Genomic DNA, 17,052 nt, shown 5'->3' on the forward strand with positions numbered 1-17,052 from the left:
GACCGCTGACTCGTCGGGGAGGGCAGCCTGTGGCGAGCGGGACTCGCCGTGGGCGGGATCGTTGCGGGCCGTCCCGGGTGATCGCCATGACGTACCGTCGACACTCGGCTTGGATGAGGGGGGTGACGGTGCACCGCAAGCTGACCGTGCGCGACCTGCGCGCCGGGAACCGGGCGCGGGTGTTGCGCGCGCTGTACTTCGACCAGCCGCGCAGCAGGCAGGAACTCGCGGGGATCACCGGGTTGAGCCAGGCGTCGGTCAGCAACGTCGTCGGTGAGTTGATCAACGACGGCGTGGTGGTGGAGGCCGGTCAGGTCGACTCGGACGGTGGGCGGCCCCGGGTGCTGCTGCGGGTCAACCCGTCGTTCGCGGCCGTGGTCGGGGTGGACGTCGGGGAGACGCACGTGCTGGTCGAGGTGTTCGACCTGACCTTGCGGCGGCTGGCGATGGCGACCTTCCCGATGGATCCCGGCGCGTACCCGGCGGACGAGGTCGCGCGTCAGGTGCTGGTGGGGTTGGCGACCTGCCTCGCCGAGGCCGGGGTGGACGACGTGCTCGGGGTCGGGGTCGGGCTGCCCGGGCTGGTGGAGGACGGGGTCGTCTACACGCAGACGGTCGGGTGGCACGGGGTGCCGTTCGAGCGGATGCTGCGCGCGGGCACCGACCTGCCGCTGTACCTCGACAACGGCGCCAACACGCTCGGGCAGGCGGAGTCCTGGTTCGGTGCCGGGCGGGGGACGGACGACGTGGTCGTCGCGTTGATCGGGTCCGGGGTCGGCGCGAGCGTCATCGCGGGCGGGGTGCCGTACCGCGGGGTGTCCGGTGGTGCGGGGGAGTGGGGGCACACGACCGTCGCGCTGGACGGGCGGGCTTGCCGGTGTGGCGGGGCCGGGTGCCTGGAGGCCTACATCGGGGCGGCGGGTGTGGTGGAGCGGTACCGGGCGCTGGAGGGCGGTGTGCCGGTCGAGCAGGAGGAGGCGTTGCGGGCGCTGGTCGGCAGCGACACGCCCGCGGCGCGCGAGGTGCTGGCGGAGACCGCGCGGTTCGCCGGGTTGGGGATAGGGAATTTGATCAACCTGTTCAACCCGTCGCGGGTGGTGCTCGGCGGGTGGGCCGGGCTGCTGCTCGGGGAGCGGTTGCTGGACACGATCCGCGCCGAGGCCGCCACGCACGCGCTGCGGCGGTCGTTCGAGCAGGTGTCGATCACGCTGTGCGAGCTGGGCCCCGAGTCGGTGGCTCTCGGGGCCGCCACGCTGCCGGTCGCCGACCTGCTGGCGTCGGGCGGGGCGAAGCGGTTCGCCGGCCGCCTCGGTCAGCGCTGACCCGGGCCGACGCGCGCAGGGGACGGCCACACCCGGCGCGGGAGAGTGGGCGGCTCCGGCCGGCGTGGAGCGGAAAGCCGCTCTGGCTCTGCGCCAACTGGAGCGGCTCTGGCCCGTGTGGAGCGAGGAGCGGCTCCAGCCAGTGCGGACCGGGAGCGGCTTGAGTCCGAGCTGGGCGGGGAGTTGCCCCGGTCGGGTTCGGCGGTCTCAGGTCAGGGGTCGACTCGGTCCAGGGCGGCGCCGTCCCAGGTGGTTTGGGTGCAGGCCACGCCGCGGCCGTTCTTGGGGCGCAGGACGTCGTAGATGTGCATGCGCGGGATCTTGTCCGACACGCCCCAGCCGCTGGGCCACGTGATGACCCAGTCCATGTCCAGGTCCACCAGCAGGCCCAACATGCGCGCGATGGTCGGGTCGTCCAAGCGCTCGAACGCCTCGTCCAGCAGCACCAGCCGCAGCGGTGCGAAGTCGCCGGTCACCGCGTCGTAGAACGACGCCGCCGCCGCGAACAGGGTCACGTACGAGATCAGGCGCGTCTCACCCGACGACAGCTGCCGCAGCCGCCGCTCGCGGGGGTTGCCGTCGGGGCCGGTGTCGGCGACGGTCACCGTGAACTGGTGCCAGGTCCGGTAGTCCAGCGCGCGCGACAGGATCTCCGCGTAGCTGCCGGAGTGCGAGTCCCGTTCGGCCTCGATCCGCTCGGTGAACACCCGCCGCAGCACGGCGTCCTGCTCGGGGTCGCGGTCCGCGTAGGGCAGGCGGACGAGGGCCAGCGCGTCCCGGGTCTCCTCCTCCAGGGCCGCGGACGGCTTCCACGCCAGCTTCACGTGCACGCCCTGCGACGACCGCGCCCGCCCCAGCACCTCGTTCATCCGCCGGCACAGGTCCTCGGCCACCGCGATCTGGCCGCGCAGCCACTCGGCGAGGTCGCGGATGAGGTAGTCGGCGAAGATGTTCTGGTACCGCTCGTCGAGGAATCCTCTTTGCTCGGCCAGCTTCGCGGTCACCTGCCGGGCCGCCACCGCGACCGGGCGGGCGCCCTCCTCGCCGGTCACGGTCACCGTCAGCAGGCCCTCGTGCTGCTCGGCCGCGATGTCGTGGCTGCCCGCCAGCGCCGTCTGCAACGCCTGGAGCTTGGTGATCACCGTCGCCTCGCCGGCGCCGCGCCGGTCGGACATGGTCAGCGCCGCACGCACCGACTCGACGTCCTCCGGCACGTCCGGCAGGGCCGCCACCAGCACACCGGGCGCGGCGATGGTGGCCTTGAACTGCTCCACCGCGCGCGCCCGCGCGTCCTGCGCCGCCGCCAGCTGCTCGGCGGCGGTGTCGAGCTGGGCGGACAGCTTCGCCGCCTGCTCGCGGGCCGACGCCACCCGTTCCCGGACGCCCTTCAGCTCGTCCCGCATCTCCCGCCGGGAACGCTCCAAAGTGGACAGCTGGGTGGCGGTCTCCTTGGCCTCGCCGCCGATCGCATCGGTCAGCTCCGCCAACGCGCCCGCCTGGGTCGCGTAGTCGACGCACCGCGCCTCGGCGTCGGACTCGGCGGCCACCCGGTCCTCGACCGCCGAGTGGTACCGGTGGCCGGCGTCGGTGAGGTCGGTGAGGGTCGCGCGGCACTGGCGGCGCAGCACGTCGCCGAGGCGGTCGGCGGTGCGCTGGGCTTCGGCGGCGGCGGTCTGGGCCTGGCGCAGGCCCTCGGTGGTGGCGGGGAGGCCCGCGTCACCGGCTTGCCGGACGACCTCGGCGTGCGCCGCTTCGCCGCGGACCTGCGCGGACTCCAGTTCGGCGCGCAGTTCCGCGGCGCGCTTGGCGGCGCGGTCGGCGGACTCCTGCGCGGCCTGGAGGCGGCCGTGCTTGGCGACCAGGGTGCGGTCGGTGGGGAGGCGTTCCAAGTGCGCTTCCCACTGCTCGACGAGGTTGCGCGCGGCGGCCAGGTCGGCTTCGGCGGTGCCCAGGTCGGAGCGGAGGGCGGCGAGTTCGTCCTCCAGTTCGGCGATGCGACGGCGGCGGGCGGCTTCGCGGGCGCCGGCGCCGATGAACTCGGCCGCGTCCTTGTGCCACGAGCCGGTCAGCACACCCGCGCTCCACCGGCCGCCGGCCGTCACGGCGAGGGCACTGGAGGGGCTGCCGTCGGCGGACGACAGGGACACCGACGCCAGCAGGGACGCCACGACGTCGGCGGACACCGGCGAGCTGGGCTCCACGGCGGGCACGAGCACCGACGCGAGCGACGGCCCGGACACCGGCTCGTGCGGCACCGCGACCAGATCACCGCCCACCGGCGTCGGGACAGCGGCGTTATTCCCTGCGACGGCACCGGAGGCGGTGACCCAGGCGTTGAGCAGGCCCGACGCCTCCAGTGCCGCCTCCAGGCCGGCGCGGTCCGCCTCGGGTACCTCGGGGGCGAAGTCGACCAGTCGGTAGAACGGCGAGCCGGTCGACGGGTCGCGTTCGGCGACCGCGAACCGGTCGCGTTCCGGCACCCGGGCCGTGCCGGAGCGCAAGCCGGCCAGTTCGGCGTCCAGGGCGTCGATGGTGGCGTGCAGTTCGGCGCGTCGGGCGGTGCCGGCGTGGGCGGTGTCGCGGGCCGCCGCGACCAGCGGGCCTACCCACTCGCGGGCGGCGGACGTGACCTTGCGGGCGGCAGAGGGGTCGACCGTGGTCGGCAGGGGTAGGTCTTCGGTGGGGCGGGCCGGGCCGGAGTCCTGCCAGGCGCGCACGTCCTCCAGCCAGGTCAGGGCGACTTCGGCGAGTTCCCGGGCCTCCTGGTTGCGCAGCGCCGCGGCCTCGGTCGCCGCCTGCTGGGCGTCCCGGGCGGTCTGGCGGAGGGTGTCCACCTTGCGCTGCCCTGCCTCCAGCTCCTCGGCCTGCTGGTGCAGGGCCAGGGCCAGGGCGCCGCGTTGGCGGGCCAGGGAGGCGATCTCGTCGGTGCGATCGGCGGCGGACAGGTCCAGATCCACCAGGGGCGGTGGCACGCGGCGTTCGATGGGCAGGGGCTCGGCTTCCGGGTCCGGCTTGGCGCGCACGGACTCCGTGCGCACCTCGGCCTCCAGCACCGGCACCCGGGGCACGTCCGGCACCAGCGCCGGGTCCAGGCCGGCCACGCGCAGGTGGTGGCGCAGGGGTTCGACCAGCTCGTCGGCCGCCGACAGGTCGTCGGCCAGGCGGCGCAGCAGGCGGAGGACGCCGTCGACCGCGCCGTCCTCCTGCGAGCGCTGCTTGTTCGCCATGTCCAGGGCGGCGATCGCCGAGGACCGCTTCTCCGCCACCAGCTTCTCGCGCGTCTGCAGGTCCTGGAGGTCGCGGAACGCGGGCAACTCCTTCAGCGCCCCGATGGTCTCCTCGGCCTGCTGCTCACCGGACTCCAGCGCCTCCAGCGACGCCTCGGCGGCGGCCCGTTCGGCCAGGGTCTCGGTCAGCGACGCCGACAACTTCGCCGACGCCCGCTCCAGCTTGCGCACCGACTCCTCGGCCGCCCCCAACCGCTCCGCCGACGCCCGCAAGCCGCCGAACGCGTAGTCGGAGTAGGTCTTGAGGAACGTCCCGAGCGCCGCGTCCGCCGACGACAGCCGCACGATGTTCTCCCGGATCGACTCCAGGTCGTCGAACGACGTCGCCAGCTGCTCCACCATCGCCTGGTCCAGCGGCGGCAGGGCGTCGGACAGGATCTGCTCCAACTGCCCCTCCAAGACCTTCAACCCGACGTCCGGGTTGCGCAGGGTCCGCTGGAGGTGCAGCAGGTCGCCGTACCGGGCGGCGGGCACGCCGTACACCGTCTCGGCGATCTTCGCCCGGAACGCGGCCTCCTCCAGCACGCAGTCCGCGCCGATCAGGTCCCGCAGCTGCGCCGGTCCCAGCGGCGTCCGCTCCGCGCCCACCAGGGTCAGGTCGTGCCCGACCCGGCGCGAGGTCACGAACCGCCACGAGTCCGTGATCGCCTGGGACGTCTTGGACGCCTTCACGCCCAACCCGCAGGTCAGGTACTCGTCGTCACCGCGCACCAGCTCGACCCACGCGTACCCGATCCGGTTGGGACCGCCGTCGTAGTCGTCGAGCATGAGCCGGCGCAGCGACACCGTGTCGAAGCCCTTGGAGCCGACCTGCCGCAGGTCGCCGTCCAGGCACAGCGGCAGCAGCAGCTCCAGCGTGCGCGACTTGCCGGACCCGTTGGTGCCCTGGAAGATCGCGCGGCCACCGGAGAAGTCGAACGTCTGCTCGGTGTACTGCCAGATGTTGACGATGCCGCCGCGGTGCAGCCGCCACCTGTTCACACGCTCTCCTCATCGAACAACGACCAGCTCGGCACCTCCGGAGCCACCGGCTGCTCCACTTCACGTTCCGGGTCACCGTCGGGCTGCGGCAGCCACCGGTGGGCGGCGGCGTTGAGCAGCCAACCGTCCTCTGTGGATACTGCCAGGCCCATGCGGCGCAGCAGTTCCAGCACCTCGTCCGCCAACCGCTCCAGGTCGTCGGTGAACTGCTTCGACCACGCCGCCGGGTAGTCCTCGACCAACTCGCCGCACACTTCCAGCAGCCGCTCCCGCACCACGGGGTGCCGACCGTCCGAGCGGGGTTCGTCCTCCAACAAAGCTGGCAGGGCCAGCAAAGCCAAGCGGGCCACCGTGGACGTGCCGGGGAAGTACAGGTCGGTCAGGTAGTCCTCGGGGTCGGCCGCCAGCACGCCCTCGGACCGGCTCTCGGTGTACAGCCCGAACGAGGTCTCCAGCAGCACGGACTCCTTGCGCTGGTTGCGCCGCAACCACTCCGCCTGCTCCGGCGGCAGGTCCGCGTACAGCACCACGGGGTTCTCCACGAGCTTGCGCCGCACCGCGTGCTCCACCCCGCGCGGACCGGGCCGGGCCGCCAGCTCCACCAGCCGCTCCGGCGACGACGCCTCGCCCACCGGACCGGTCAGCAACTGGCCCAGCAGGTCCGTGTCCACGGTGATCAGCGCCTCGGTCTGCATGTCGACCGTGCCCTCGGTCTCGTGCAGGACGCCCAACGACACCAGGTGCCGCAGCGCCGCCGTGAGCGCCCGCCGGTCCACGACGTCGTCGACGACCTCCAGACCCGCCTCCACCGCCGCCGCCCGCACGTCCGCGACCAGCCGGGACAACAGGGTCTGCCGACCGATGCCGATCAGCACCGCCATGGTCAGCGCCACGTACGCGTACCCGCGCGGGGACAACCCCAGCACGCCGCGCGAGTCGTCCTCGCCCGGACCGGCCTTGTACAGCCGGGCGAACCGCCGTTCCACGACCAGCCGGTAGCCCAGCAGCCGGGCGAACAGGTCCTGGAGCACGAACCGGTGCCGGTACACCAGGGCCACCAGCTCGCCGTCCGGCCCGTCGGCGCGCAGCAGGGGCCGCCGCAGCAGGGTCCGGGCGCAGCGGACCACGTTGGCGGCGTCGATGTCGGAGAGGTCGTCGAGCATCAGTCGAGCACCAGACTCGAGTCGTGGAGGGTCAGGGTGCCGCCGTGCGAGCGGACCACCGCCGACTGGCCGGGCGCGTGGGCCACCGTCACCCGCAGGCCGCGCACCGGGTCCGTGGCCGATCCGGAGTCGGCGGCGGTGTCCCGCTGGGCCATGGCCAGGGTCAGCAGCTCGCACAGCACGCCCAGCGCCTCGCCGGACAGGGTCGTGGTGGCCAGTCGGGGCGCGGCGGCGGACAGCTCGGCCACCGACGCCGCGCGCCGCTCGTCGGCTTCCCGCGCCTCGGCCAGCAGTGACTGCTCGGTCATCGGGTCGTCGAGGATGCGCGAGGTCTTGCCACGGCCCGCCCGGTCGGCTCGGCTGCGCACGCTCACCGTCACGTCCACCACCGGGCCGTCGCGCCATGGGGTGCGCTCGTTGTCGCTGTCGTGCTCGGGCGCGGGGGACAGGTGCCGCGCGGAGTGCAGGCCGAACGCCGCCGCGTACAGGGTGTGCGCCTGGGACCGGGTGCCGGCGTCGAACCAGGCCGCGAGCTTGAGCAGGTCCGCGCGCCGGGACGGCAGCAGCCCGCCGCCGGACGTGGCCCGCTTCACGCTGGCCAGCAGCGACCCGATGGCCCGCGCGGTCGCCTCCCGCAGCGCGGTGACCTGGCTGGGGCGGCCGGGCCGGTCCACGAACCAGTCGGTCAGCTCCTGCCAGTCCGCGTCGGTGCGGCCGCGCGCCCGTTCCACCCGGTCGCCCAGGTCGGCGCGGCCCAGCAGGCGCAGCAGCTCGCCGCGGGCGCCGTTCAACCGGGACAGGGCGTCGGCGATGGCGGGCGTGTGCCGCAGCACGTCCTCCACGACCATCTGGATGTACTCGACGAGCAGGTTGCGGAAGCCGGAGATCTCCTCGGGCGCCAGGTGGTGCCGGGTCACGACCTGGCCCAGGTAGGCGTAGAAGTCGCGGACCGTGGCGGCCAGCTCGGCGTGCTGGAGGAACAGCGTGGTCACCTGCTCGGCCAGCACCTCGCGCGGCCGGCGGCCCTCGCTCATCAGCGCCTCGGACAGCGTGTGCCCCAACGCGCCCAGGCCGCGCTCGACGGCGGGCAGCAGCTCCCGGGACACCTCCCGCGCGCCCTCGGGCACGCGCAGCAGCTCGTCCACGTCCCGCTGCACCCGCACGGCGAGCTTGGACACCTGGTAGCGCACGCTGCCGTGCTGGAACTCGGCGATGCTGGACGCCACCACCTCGCGCCGGCCCTGCACCAGGTTGCCCCACTCGACGAGCTGCTTGAGCCGGTTGATCACGTTCTCGATGCGCGACTCGCCCGGCTCGACCCGGCCCTCCCGCTCGGCCCCGGCCAGCGCGCCCGCGACCTCGCCCGCGGACAGGTCGGCCAGCAGCGTGGACGTGAACAGCCGCATGATCGCCAGGTAGGTGCGCTGGTGATCACGGGCGTCCAGGTACGCGTAGAGCTTCAGGCGGGCCGGTTCCACGGGAGGCACCCTAATGCGGGGCACCGACCCCGCGCGGGATACCGTGCCCCCGTGAGTGTGGGACGCGCGGTCGGGTTGGTGCTGGGGGTGGCCGCCGACGCGGTGTTCGGGGACCCCCGCAGATATCACCCGGTAGCTGGATTCGGCCGGGTCGCCGCGGCGCTCGAGCGCAAGGTCTACCGGGACCACAAGGCCGCCGGCGCGGCCTACACCGCCGCGCTCGTCGGCGGCACGGTGCTGGTCGGCGTCGCCGTGGAACGCCTCGGCAAACGGCATCCCGTCTTCCAAGCCGTGACCACAGCGGCCGCCACGTGGGCCGTGCTCGGTGGGTCGTCACTGGCCGACGAGGGCACCGCGATGGGCCGCGAGCTGGACGGCGGCGACTTGGACGCGGCCCGCCGCCGGCTGCCCAACCTGTGCGGCCGGGAAGCGCACCGCCTGGACACCCTCGGCCTGGCCAAGGCGACCGTCGAATCCGTGGCGGAGAACACGTCCGACGCGGTCGTCGCCCCGCTGTTCTGGGGCGCGGTCGCCGGCGTGCCGGGCCTGCTCGGCTACCGCGCGGCGAACACCCTGGACGCGATGGTCGGCCACCGCAACGACCGCTACACCCGGTTCGGCTGGGCCGCGGCCCGCCTGGACGACCTGGCCAACCTGGTGCCCTCGCGGCTCGCGGCCCTGCTCACCACGGCCGGCGCGCCGGTGGTCGGCGGGTCGGGCGGGGAGGCGTGGCGGACCTGGCGGCGGGACGCGTCGGCCCACCCCAGCCCCAACGCGGGTCAGGTGGAGGCGGCGTTCGCGGGCGCGCTGGAGATCCGGCTGGGTGGCCGCACGGTCTACTCGCACGGCGCGGAGGACCGCCCGGTGCTCGGCCACGGCCGCAACCCGGACGCGGGCCACGTGACCCGGGCGGTGGAGCTGTCCCGGGTGGTCGGGGCGGGCGCCGCCGCGGTCACCTCGGCGCTGGCGCTCCTGCTTCGTCCTCGGCGAGCATCTCGGCGACGGACTTCCGCTTCGCCTTCGGCTCGCTGAGCGCGCCGCCCGGCCGGGCCTCGCGGACGGTGAAGTACAGCCAGCCGGCCAGGGCCATCGCGCCGAACGCGATCCACTGCAGGGCGTAGGAGAAGAACGGTCCCGCGTCCAGCTTGGGCAGCGGCAGCGCCTCTTCCAGGCCGGGCTGGCCCTCGGTGAGCTGGAAGTAGCCGGGGCGGATGTCCAGCCCCGTCGCGCGGCCCACGACGGCCGAGTTGATCGCGTAGACCTCGCGGTGGCCGTCGCGCTCGATGGCGTCCCGGTTGTCGTTCTCCCCGGCCCGCACCCAGGCGACCAGCGTCACGGTGTCCGTCGGCACGGGCTTGAGGTCCGGCACCTTGAGCCCGTTCACCGGCCGCACGTACCCGCGGTCGACCAGCACGATCTCGCCGCTGTCCAGCTTGAACGGGGTCAGCACCTCGGAGGCCGCCTCGCCCTGCACGGTCCGCAGGCGCGCGATGGCCTGACCCTCGGGTAGGTAGCGGCCGGTCATGGTGACCCGCCGCCACTCGTTGGCCGCGTTCGGCTCGCCCAGCACCGACGCGATCGGCACCGGCTCGTCGCGGATCGACGAGGTCACGGCGTTGTTCTGGGCTTCGCGCTCGGCGTCGCGGCTGAACTGCCACGGCGCGAGCAGCGCGAAGCACGCGCCCGCGAACACCCAGACCGCCAGCGTCAACGCGAGCCAGCCGGGCCGCAACAGGAAGCTCAACCGCACTGTTCCACGGTAAGCCCTAGGCCGTTGTGACCTGCACCCGGTCGAACCGGGCGGCGAAACCGGGCCCCGTGGGCGCAGCCACCATCACCCCGGCCAGCACCGGGACCTCGGGCGGGAAGTACGCCAGGCGCAGCATCGTGGTCGGCTCGTCGTCGCCCAGGCCGTACCGGACGGTCACCGCGTCGCCCTCGCGCGCGGCGGAGATCGTGACCCGGGTGATCGGCCCGGCGGGGACGACCGACCAGTCCGAGAAGTCGCGGGTGACGACGGTGCTGATCTGGAACTCGTCGTCCACCAGCTCGACGCCCGCCTTGATCCAGTTCCGCTCGTCGACCCGCAGCGCGATGCCGGCCTGGTCGTACTGGGCGGCGTAGTCGGCGGTGAAGGCGGCCAGCAGGCAGAAGTCGCCGGTCAGCGGGACGCCGAGCACGTGGCCGGTGTCCCGGTCGTACCCGTAGTGGGTGGTGCGCCAGAAGTCCGTGTCCGGTTCGGCGGTGATGGTCAGGCCGCCCTCGTCGGACCAGGAGGCGGGCTCGTTGAGCCACTGCCAGTCGTCGCGGTCGAACGCCGAGATCCCCATGCGGCCATCATGACAGCGCGCGGGCGGTCGCCAGGGTCCGTTGCACGTAGCTGCCGCCGAAGACCACCACGTGGACCAGCAGCGGGAACAACTGGTGCAGTGGTACCCGGTCGCGCCACCCGTCCGCCGGCGGCGCGACCTCGTGGTAGGCGGCCAGGACGCGGTCGAGGTGGGTGCAGCCGAACAGGTCGAGCATGGCCAGGTCGCTCTCCCGGTGCCCGCCGTGGGCGGCCGGGTCGATCAGCCAGGCCCGCCCGTCGGCGGCCCAGTGGACGTTGCCGTTCCACAGGTCGCCGTGCAGCCGCGCGGGCGGCTCGTCGGGCGCTTCGACGCGGACGGCTTCGATCGTCCGGGCCTGGGCCGTGGTCAGCTCGCCCTGGTCGACGGCTTTGCGCACGTAGAAGTCGATGCGATCGGCCCTGAACCAGTCCGCCCACGTGTCGTGGGGTCGGTTGAGCATGGGCGCGAGGCCGATGGAGGCGTGCTCGGGACCGTCCGGCGGGGGCGCTCCGAACGCGGGTGCTCCGGTGGCGTGCAGGGCGGCGAGCCGGCGCCCGAACTCCTCGGCGGCTTCGGGTGAGGCCGTGCCGCGCTCGACCTGGTCCATGACCAGCCAGTGGCCGGCGAACCCGCGCACGCCCGGCACCGGCGGGCCTTCCGGTTCGGCCAGCCACTCCAGGGACTTGGCCTCGGCGAGCACGGCGTTCGGGTCGTCGTGCCGCTTGGCCACCACCAGGTCGCCGTCTTCGAGATCGACTTCGAACACCGAGTTGCCCAGGTGCCGCACGTCCAGCGCGGGCACCCCGGTCAGCTCGGCGGCGGCCTCGCCGGGAGTCACAGGTTCTCCCGCACCCACGCCAGCAGGCCCGGCATCGCCGCTTCGACCTGCGCGATCACGAGGTCGAACCCGGCGCGGTCGCCGTAGTACGGGTCCGGGACGTCCGGCCCGTCGGCGTCCGGGTCGAACGAGCGCAGCAGCCGGACCCGGTCGTGGTCGGGCACCATCCGCCGCAGCGCGCGGGCGTGACCGGAGTCCAGCGCCACCAGCAGGTCGGCGTCGAGGTGGTTCTCGTCGACCTGCGCGGCCGTGTGCTCGGTCGGATAACCGTTGTCCGCCAACGACTTCGCCGCCCGCGGGTCGGCCGCGTCGCCGACGTGCCAGCCGCCGGTGCCCGCGCTGGTGACCTCCACTTGATCACCCAACCCGGCCCGCCGCAGGTGCTCGCGGAATATGATCGCGGCCACGGGAGAGCGGCAGATGTTGCCGGTGCAGACAAAGGTCACCGAAAGCGTCACGGCAGAGGAGTCTGCCAGGTTGGGCGCTCCGGGTGAGGGTTCTGGACGCGACGGTCCAGCGCGCCCGACCATCGGACCCACCGGCTCGTTGGGGGACTTCGGATGTCAGGCGTTGTCGGCGTGGTGCTGCTGTTGTGCGCGGGAGCCGCGGTGTTGGTCGCGGTCTCGTGGTGGCAGCGGTCGTGGCCGGAGACGCCCGTGTTCGCCCGGCCCCGCCCGTCCGGCGCGGTGGAGCGCGGGTTGCGGCCCGACGCCAACGCGGGCTTCTTCACCGATCGCGGGTTCCTGTTCCGCAAACGGCATTTCTTCGTCGCCACCGGGTGCCCGCCGACGCGAATCGCGGACTTCTCGTCACTGGATGTGCGCAGGCGTGCGCAGCCGGTGCGCATAGCCCGGGTCGGACTGCGTTCCTGGTGGTGGTTCGAGGACGCTTTCTACCGCGAATCCGCCGGTTACTCGGAGCGTGACGTGGTGGCGCTCGTGCGTGAGCAGGAGCAGCGTGAGCAGGCCAGACGCGATCGGGAGAAGCTGATCTCCGAGATCGACGCAAACCTCCGCAAACGCGATCAGGGGTAACGTCCGCGCCTATTCGTGCGAAGTATTGCGTGTAGCGGTAAATCCTCGTGGAGAGGACATGAGCGACCCAATGAGGGACTTCGCGGCCCATGACGCACGTCCGCCGATGCGGTGGCATTGGGTGCTGTGCGTCGTACTGGTGTTGATCGCGGTCGCCGCGTCGATCATGTAGGTCGATCGTCTCAGCCGCCTCTCAGCAGGCCCGCGCGACGATCGACCCGTGAGCACCACGACCATGCCGACCATCCCGGCGCTCGCCGACGCGCTGCCTGTGGTCGAGGACGAGATCCGGCGGCTGGCGACCTCGTCGACGCTGCCGATCGTCAACACGTTCTCCGGCCGCATCACGGCCGCCGGCGGCAAGCGCCTGCGCTCCGTGCTGATCCTGTCGGGCGCCCTGGCGATGTCCGGCGAGATCGGGCCGAAGGCGGTCACCTCGGCGGCGTGCGTCGAGTTGCTGCACGCCGGTTCCCTGGTGCACGACGACCTGATGGACAACGCCGTCGAGCGGCGCGGCGTCCGCACGGTCAACGCCGAGTGGGGCACCGGCCCCGCCGTCCTGGTGGGTGACTTCATGCTGGCCCGCGCGAGCCAGACCGCCCTGGAGCAGATCTCGCCGTTCGCGGCGGGCAAGCTCGCGGCGGCCGTCGCCGACCTCGTCGAGGGCCAGGTCCTGGAGGTGCTCGACCTGTTCGACCCGCACCGGACGCCGGAGAACGCGTTGCGCTCCATCGCGCTCAAGACCGGCGCGCTGTTCCGGGTCGGCTGCGTGCTGGCCGCGCACGTGGCGGACGCGGACGAGGAAACCGCCGTGCGGATGTCGGAGTACGGGGCGCACTTCGGACTGCTGTTCCAGATCCTGGACGACCTGCTCGACCTGGCGTCCACCACCGAACGCCTGGGCAAGCCCGCCGGCAACGACATCCGCCAGGGCGTTTACACGTTCCCGTTGCTGCGGGCGGTCACCGATGCGCAACGGGAGTTGTTGGCCGCGCGCGGCCGCGAATTGACCGATGCGGAGCTGACCGGGCTGCTGCGTGACCTGCGCACGTCCAGCCTGGTGCCGGACACGCTGGCGTACTGCACGAGCCTCGCGGCGCAGACCGTGCACGCGCTGCCGGACCTGCCGGAGTCGGACGCGCTGGGGATCCTGCGCGAGCTCCCCGGCGCCTACCTCGATTGGGCTTCCTCCCGGATCGCGTGATCCGGGGCTCGCCGGTCGGCGGTGGTGGATCGCCTAGACTTCCGGCGATGACCAGCCAGGATTCCGGCCGGGCGCTGCTGCGCCACCACGGGGACGTCGACGCGGCTCCCGGCCTTGTCGACTTCGCGGTGAACGTGCGGATGCCCGCCCCTCCGGCGTGGCTTAGGCACCGGCTCGCGGCGGTGCTCGACGGGCTCGGTTCCTACCCGAGCGCGGCGGCGGACCGGGCCGCGCGGGAGGCCGTCGCCGCTCGGCACGGTCGCCGGCCGGACGAGGTGCTGATCCTGGCCGGCGCGGCGGAGGGGTTCGCCCTGCTGCCGTCGCTGCACCCGTCGTTGGCGGCGGTCGTGCACCCGTCGTTCACCGAGCCCGAGGTGGCGCTGCGGGACGCGGGTGTGCCGGTGCACCGGGTGCACCTGTCAGCGTCCGACGGCTACCGGTTGCGGCCCGCTTTGGTCCCCGACGACGCGGACCTGGTGGTCGTGGGCAACCCGACCAACCCGACGTCCGTGCTGCACCCGGCCGAGGTGGTGGCGTCGCTGAGCCGGCCCGGGCGGATCGTGGTGGTGGACGAGGCGTTCGCCGACACGGTTCCCGGTGAGCCGGAGTCGTTGGCCGGGCGCGGGGACCTGCCCGGTCTGCTGGTGCTGCGCAGCCTGACCAAGACGTGGGGCCTGGCGGGCCTGCGCGCCGGGTACGTGCTGGGCGCGCCGGAACTGCTGGCGAAACTGGCGTTGCACCGTCCACAGTGGCCGGTGAGCAGCTTCGTGCTGGAGGCGGTGACGGCGTGCTGCGAGCCGTCCGCGGTGGCCGAGGCGCAAGCCCTGGCCGTGGAGTGCCAGGAGCACACCCGGCATGCCGTGGCGGCGCTGGGTGACCTGGTCGTCGTCCCGCCGGACGCGCCGTTCGTGCTGTTGCGCGTGCCCGACGGGGAGCGGGTGCGGGCGTCGTTGCGGGACAAGGGGATCGCGGTGCGGCGCGGGGACACCTTCCCCGGGCTGACCCGTGACCACCTGCGGGTCGCCGTGCGCGCGCCCGAGGAGTTCGCGTTGCTGGTGGACGCCCTGCGAGTCGTGCTGGAGGAACGGTGACCACGCTCGGCGACGTCCTCGCCACCCTGGAGCGCGCCTACCCGCCGGCGACCGCCGAGTCGTGGGACGCGGTGGGCCTGGTGTGCGGTGACCGCGCGGAACCGGTGTCCCGCGTGCTGTTCTGCGTCGACGCCGACCGGTCCACTGTGGACGAGGCGGTCGAGGTCGGCGCGCAACTGCTGGTGGCGCACCACCCGCTGCTGCTGCGCGGCGTGACCGGCGTCCCGGCCGACGACCCGAAGGGCGCGCTCGTGCACCGGCTCATCCGGTCCGGCGTCGCCCTCTACACCGCGCACACCAACGCCGACGCGGCCAATCCCGGCGTGTCCGACGCGCTCGCGGAGGCGATCGGCCTGACCGTCACCGGCCCGTTGACCCCCAACCCCGGCCGCGAGCTGGACGTGCTGGCCACGTACGTCCCGGTGGCCGACGCCGCGAAGGTGCTCGAAGCCCTGCACGCGGCCGGCGCGGGCACGATCGGCGACTACCGCGACACCGCGTGGAGCGTGGACGGCACCGGCCAGTTCCGCCCGGTCGACGGGGCGAACCCGGCGATCGGCAGCGTCGGCGAGTTGGAGCGGGTGGCCGAGACCCGGATCGAGATCGTGCTGGACCGCCGGCTGCGCGCCGACGTGATGCGCGCCTTGCGGGCCGCGCACCCGTATGAAGAGGTCGCGTTCAACCTGAACGAGATCCCGGCGCTGCCGTCGGACACCGGCATCGGCCGCATCGGCGTGCTGCCGGAGCCCGAGCCGCTGCGGGTGTTCGCCCAGCGCGTCGCCGACGCCCTGCCCCGGACCGAGTGGGGTGTGCGGGCGGCCGGCGACCCGGACCGGCCGATCCGGACCGTGGCCGTGTGCGGCGGCGCGGGCGACAGCTACCTGTCCGCCGCGACCCGCGCGGGCGTGGACGCCTACGTCACCTCCGACCTGCGCCATCACCCGGCGGGTGAGCACCTGGCCAAGGGCGGCCCCGCGCTGGTGGACGTGGCGCACTGGGCCGGGGAGTGGCCGTGGTGCGGGCAGGCGGCCGACGTGGTCCGGGCCGCGTTCGGCGGTACGGTCGATGTCCTCGTCTCCACCCGCCGGACCGACCCGTGGACCGTCGGCGTGACGAGCCGAACTGGAGGGCGCTGAAAGTGAAAGCCGAACCCGCCGTGCAGCGCAGGCTGCTCGACCTGGCGCAGGTCGACGCCGAGCTGTCGCGCGTGGCCCACCGCCGCCGGACGCTGCCGGAGATCAACGAGATCGCCGAGGCCGAGAAGCAGGTGCGGGCCAAGCAGGACGCCCTGACGACGATCGAGACGACGCTGGGCGACCTGGACCGCGACGTCAAGCGGCAGGAGACCGAGATCGACCAGGTCCGCGCCCGCGAGGACCGCGACCGCAAGCTGCTCACCTCCGGCACGGTCGCCGCCAAGCAGCTCACCGACCTGGAGCACGAGCTGGCCACCCTGGAGCGCCGCCAGGCGGCCCTCGAAGATGACCTGCTGGAGCTGATGGAGCGCCGGGAGGCCGTCGAGGCGGACGTGGCGCACGCGCGCGTCGAGCTGGACAAGGCGCAGGAGGCGCTGACCGACGCGGCGCGGCGGCGGGACAGCGCGCTGGCCGACCTGGAGTCCACCGAGGCCAAGCGCACCGCCGAGCGCGCGATCGTGGTGAAGCAGTTCCCGGAGCCGCTGCTGGCTCTCTACGAACGGGTCCGGGCGCACAAGGGCATCGGCGCGGCGCTGCTGCAGTCGCGGCGGTGCGGCGCGTGCCGCATCGAACTGGACCGCAGCGCGTTCAACAACGTCAAGGAGTCCGCGCCGGACGAGGTCGTGCAGTGCGAGGAGTGCGGCGCGATCATGGTGCGGACCGGGGAATCGGGCCTGTGAAGGTCGTCGTCGAGGCGGACGGCGGTTCGCGCGGCAACCCGGGCCCGGCGGGCTACGGGGCGGTCGTGCGGACGCCGTCGGGTGACGTGCTGGCCGAGCGGTCGGCCGGCATCGGCATCGCCACCAACAACGTCGCCGAGTACCGGGGCCTGATCGCGGGCCTGCGCGCGGCGGCGGAGGTGGGCGCCTCGGCGGTGGTCGCGCGGATGGACTCGAAACTGGTCGTCGAACAGATGTCCGGCCGCTGGCAGGTGAAGCACCCGGCGATGAAGCCGCTGGTCGCGGAGGCGCGCGAGGCGGCGCGGGCGTTCGAGTCGGTGACCTACGAGTGGGTCCCGCGCAACGACAACAAGCACGCCGACCGCCTGGCGAACGAGGCAATGGACACCCAGGCCGGCCTCACGACGGGCGGCGGGTCCGGCTCCGCAGCGGGTGGCGGGTCCGGACC

At 73.5% G+C, this 17,052-nt stretch carries 15 protein-coding genes; 8 read left to right on the forward strand and 7 right to left on the reverse strand.

The window, feature by feature from the left end:
• Window positions 1-113 precede the first annotated feature (113 nt).
• Window positions 114-1,322 (forward strand): ROK family transcriptional regulator, encoded by a 1,209-nt coding sequence (locus tag RIN75_RS34645; protein ID WP_309116306.1) that lies wholly within the window; start codon window positions 114-116, stop codon window positions 1,320-1,322.
• Window positions 1,323-1,534: 212 nt separating this feature from the next.
• On the opposite strand, the gene RIN75_RS34650 is transcribed toward RIN75_RS34645, so the two are convergent.
• From RIN75_RS34650 to RIN75_RS34660, 3 genes are read right to left on the reverse strand one after another with little or no spacing between them, the layout of a single operon-like run.
• A complete protein-coding gene (locus RIN75_RS34650; protein ID WP_309116307.1) occupies window positions 1,535-5,590 on the reverse strand; it encodes a TIGR02680 family protein in 4,056 nt (1,351 codons plus the stop codon).
• Window positions 5,587-6,753: a TIGR02678 family protein gene (locus RIN75_RS34655; protein ID WP_309116308.1), complete on the reverse strand. Its 1,167-nt coding sequence runs from the start codon at window positions 6,751-6,753 to the stop codon at window positions 5,587-5,589. Before RIN75_RS34655 ends, RIN75_RS34650 begins: the two co-directional genes overlap by 4 nt.
• Window positions 6,753-8,231, reverse strand: coding sequence for a DUF2397 domain-containing protein (locus RIN75_RS34660; protein ID WP_309116309.1), 1,479 nt, complete (start codon window positions 8,229-8,231; stop codon window positions 6,753-6,755). The genes RIN75_RS34655 and RIN75_RS34660 overlap by 1 nt, the downstream gene beginning before the upstream one ends.
• A gap of 51 nt (window positions 8,232-8,282) precedes the next feature.
• Here RIN75_RS34660 and RIN75_RS34665 point away from each other — a divergent pair, with 51 nt between their 5' ends.
• Window positions 8,283-9,263, forward strand: coding sequence for a cobalamin biosynthesis protein (locus RIN75_RS34665; protein WP_309116310.1), 981 nt, complete (start codon window positions 8,283-8,285; stop codon window positions 9,261-9,263).
• Here the strand turns inward: RIN75_RS34665 and RIN75_RS34670 are convergent.
• Genes RIN75_RS34670 through RIN75_RS34685 form a run of 4 tightly spaced genes read right to left on the reverse strand, consistent with a single transcriptional unit; the run spans window position 9,184 to window position 11,806 of the window.
• Entirely contained in the window at window positions 9,184-9,981 is a 798-nt protein-coding gene (locus RIN75_RS34670) for an SURF1 family cytochrome oxidase biogenesis protein (RefSeq protein WP_309116311.1), read from the reverse strand. The two genes, RIN75_RS34665 and RIN75_RS34670, sit on opposite strands and share 80 nt — an antisense overlap.
• 16 nt (window positions 9,982-9,997) lie before the next feature.
• Window positions 9,998-10,561 carry a DUF1349 domain-containing protein gene (locus tag RIN75_RS34675; RefSeq protein ID WP_309116312.1) on the reverse strand — a complete coding sequence of 188 codons (564 nt, stop codon included), beginning with the start codon at window positions 10,559-10,561 and terminating at the stop codon, window positions 9,998-10,000.
• Between the two features lie 7 nt (window positions 10,562-10,568).
• Window positions 10,569-11,399: a fructosamine kinase family protein gene (locus RIN75_RS34680; RefSeq protein WP_309116313.1), complete on the reverse strand. Its 831-nt coding sequence runs from the start codon at window positions 11,397-11,399 to the stop codon at window positions 10,569-10,571.
• The gene (locus RIN75_RS34685) at window positions 11,396-11,806 is read right to left on the reverse strand and encodes a low molecular weight protein-tyrosine-phosphatase (RefSeq protein ID WP_309116314.1); all 411 of its coding nucleotides are present in this window, start codon (window positions 11,804-11,806) and stop codon (window positions 11,396-11,398) included. Before RIN75_RS34685 ends, RIN75_RS34680 begins: the two co-directional genes overlap by 4 nt.
• Window positions 11,807-11,959: 153 nt before the next feature.
• On the opposite strand from RIN75_RS34685, the gene RIN75_RS34690 reads away from it, so the two are divergent.
• The 6 genes from RIN75_RS34690 to RIN75_RS34715 form a co-directional block, all read left to right on the forward strand.
• Entirely contained in the window at window positions 11,960-12,433 is a 474-nt protein-coding gene (locus tag RIN75_RS34690; protein ID WP_309116315.1) for a hypothetical protein, read from the forward strand.
• A 220-nt stretch (window positions 12,434-12,653) separates the two neighbouring features.
• Window positions 12,654-13,637, forward strand: a complete 984-nt coding sequence (locus RIN75_RS34695; RefSeq protein ID WP_309116316.1) for a polyprenyl synthetase family protein — start codon at window positions 12,654-12,656, stop codon at window positions 13,635-13,637.
• Window positions 13,638-13,684: 47 nt separating this feature from the next.
• Window positions 13,685-14,728 (forward strand): Rv2231c family pyridoxal phosphate-dependent protein CobC, encoded by a 1,044-nt coding sequence (gene cobC / locus RIN75_RS34700; protein WP_309116317.1) that lies wholly within the window; start codon window positions 13,685-13,687, stop codon window positions 14,726-14,728.
• A complete protein-coding gene (locus RIN75_RS34705; protein ID WP_309116318.1) occupies window positions 14,725-15,864 on the forward strand; it encodes a Nif3-like dinuclear metal center hexameric protein in 1,140 nt (379 codons plus the stop codon). The genes cobC and RIN75_RS34705 overlap by 4 nt, the downstream gene beginning before the upstream one ends.
• A gap of 2 nt (window positions 15,865-15,866) precedes the next feature.
• Window positions 15,867-16,604, forward strand: a complete 738-nt coding sequence (locus RIN75_RS34710; protein WP_309116319.1) for a C4-type zinc ribbon domain-containing protein — start codon at window positions 15,867-15,869, stop codon at window positions 16,602-16,604.
• The coding region (locus RIN75_RS34715) for a reverse transcriptase-like protein (RefSeq protein WP_309116320.1) at window positions 16,601-17,052 on the forward strand (452 nt) is incomplete at its 3' end. The genes RIN75_RS34710 and RIN75_RS34715, both read left to right, overlap by 4 nt.

Origin of the sequence: Saccharothrix sp. (assembly GCF_031180885.1) — a bacterium.
Classification (GTDB): Bacteria; Actinomycetota; Actinomycetes; order Mycobacteriales; family Pseudonocardiaceae; genus Actinosynnema.

Coding starts and splice junctions, on each gene's coding strand:
- RIN75_RS34645 (WP_309116306.1), top strand. CDS start 114: ATGAGGGGGGTGACGGTGCACCGCAAGCTGACCGTGCGCGACCTGCGC.
- RIN75_RS34675 (WP_309116312.1), bottom strand. CDS start 10,561: ATGGGGATCTCGGCGTTCGACCGCGACGACTGGCAGTGGCTCAACGAG.
- RIN75_RS34655 (WP_309116308.1), bottom strand. CDS start 6,753: ATGCTCGACGACCTCTCCGACATCGACGCCGCCAACGTGGTCCGCTGC.
- cobC (WP_309116317.1), top strand. CDS start 13,685: ATGACCAGCCAGGATTCCGGCCGGGCGCTGCTGCGCCACCACGGGGAC.
- RIN75_RS34690 (WP_309116315.1), top strand. CDS start 11,960: ATGTCAGGCGTTGTCGGCGTGGTGCTGCTGTTGTGCGCGGGAGCCGCG.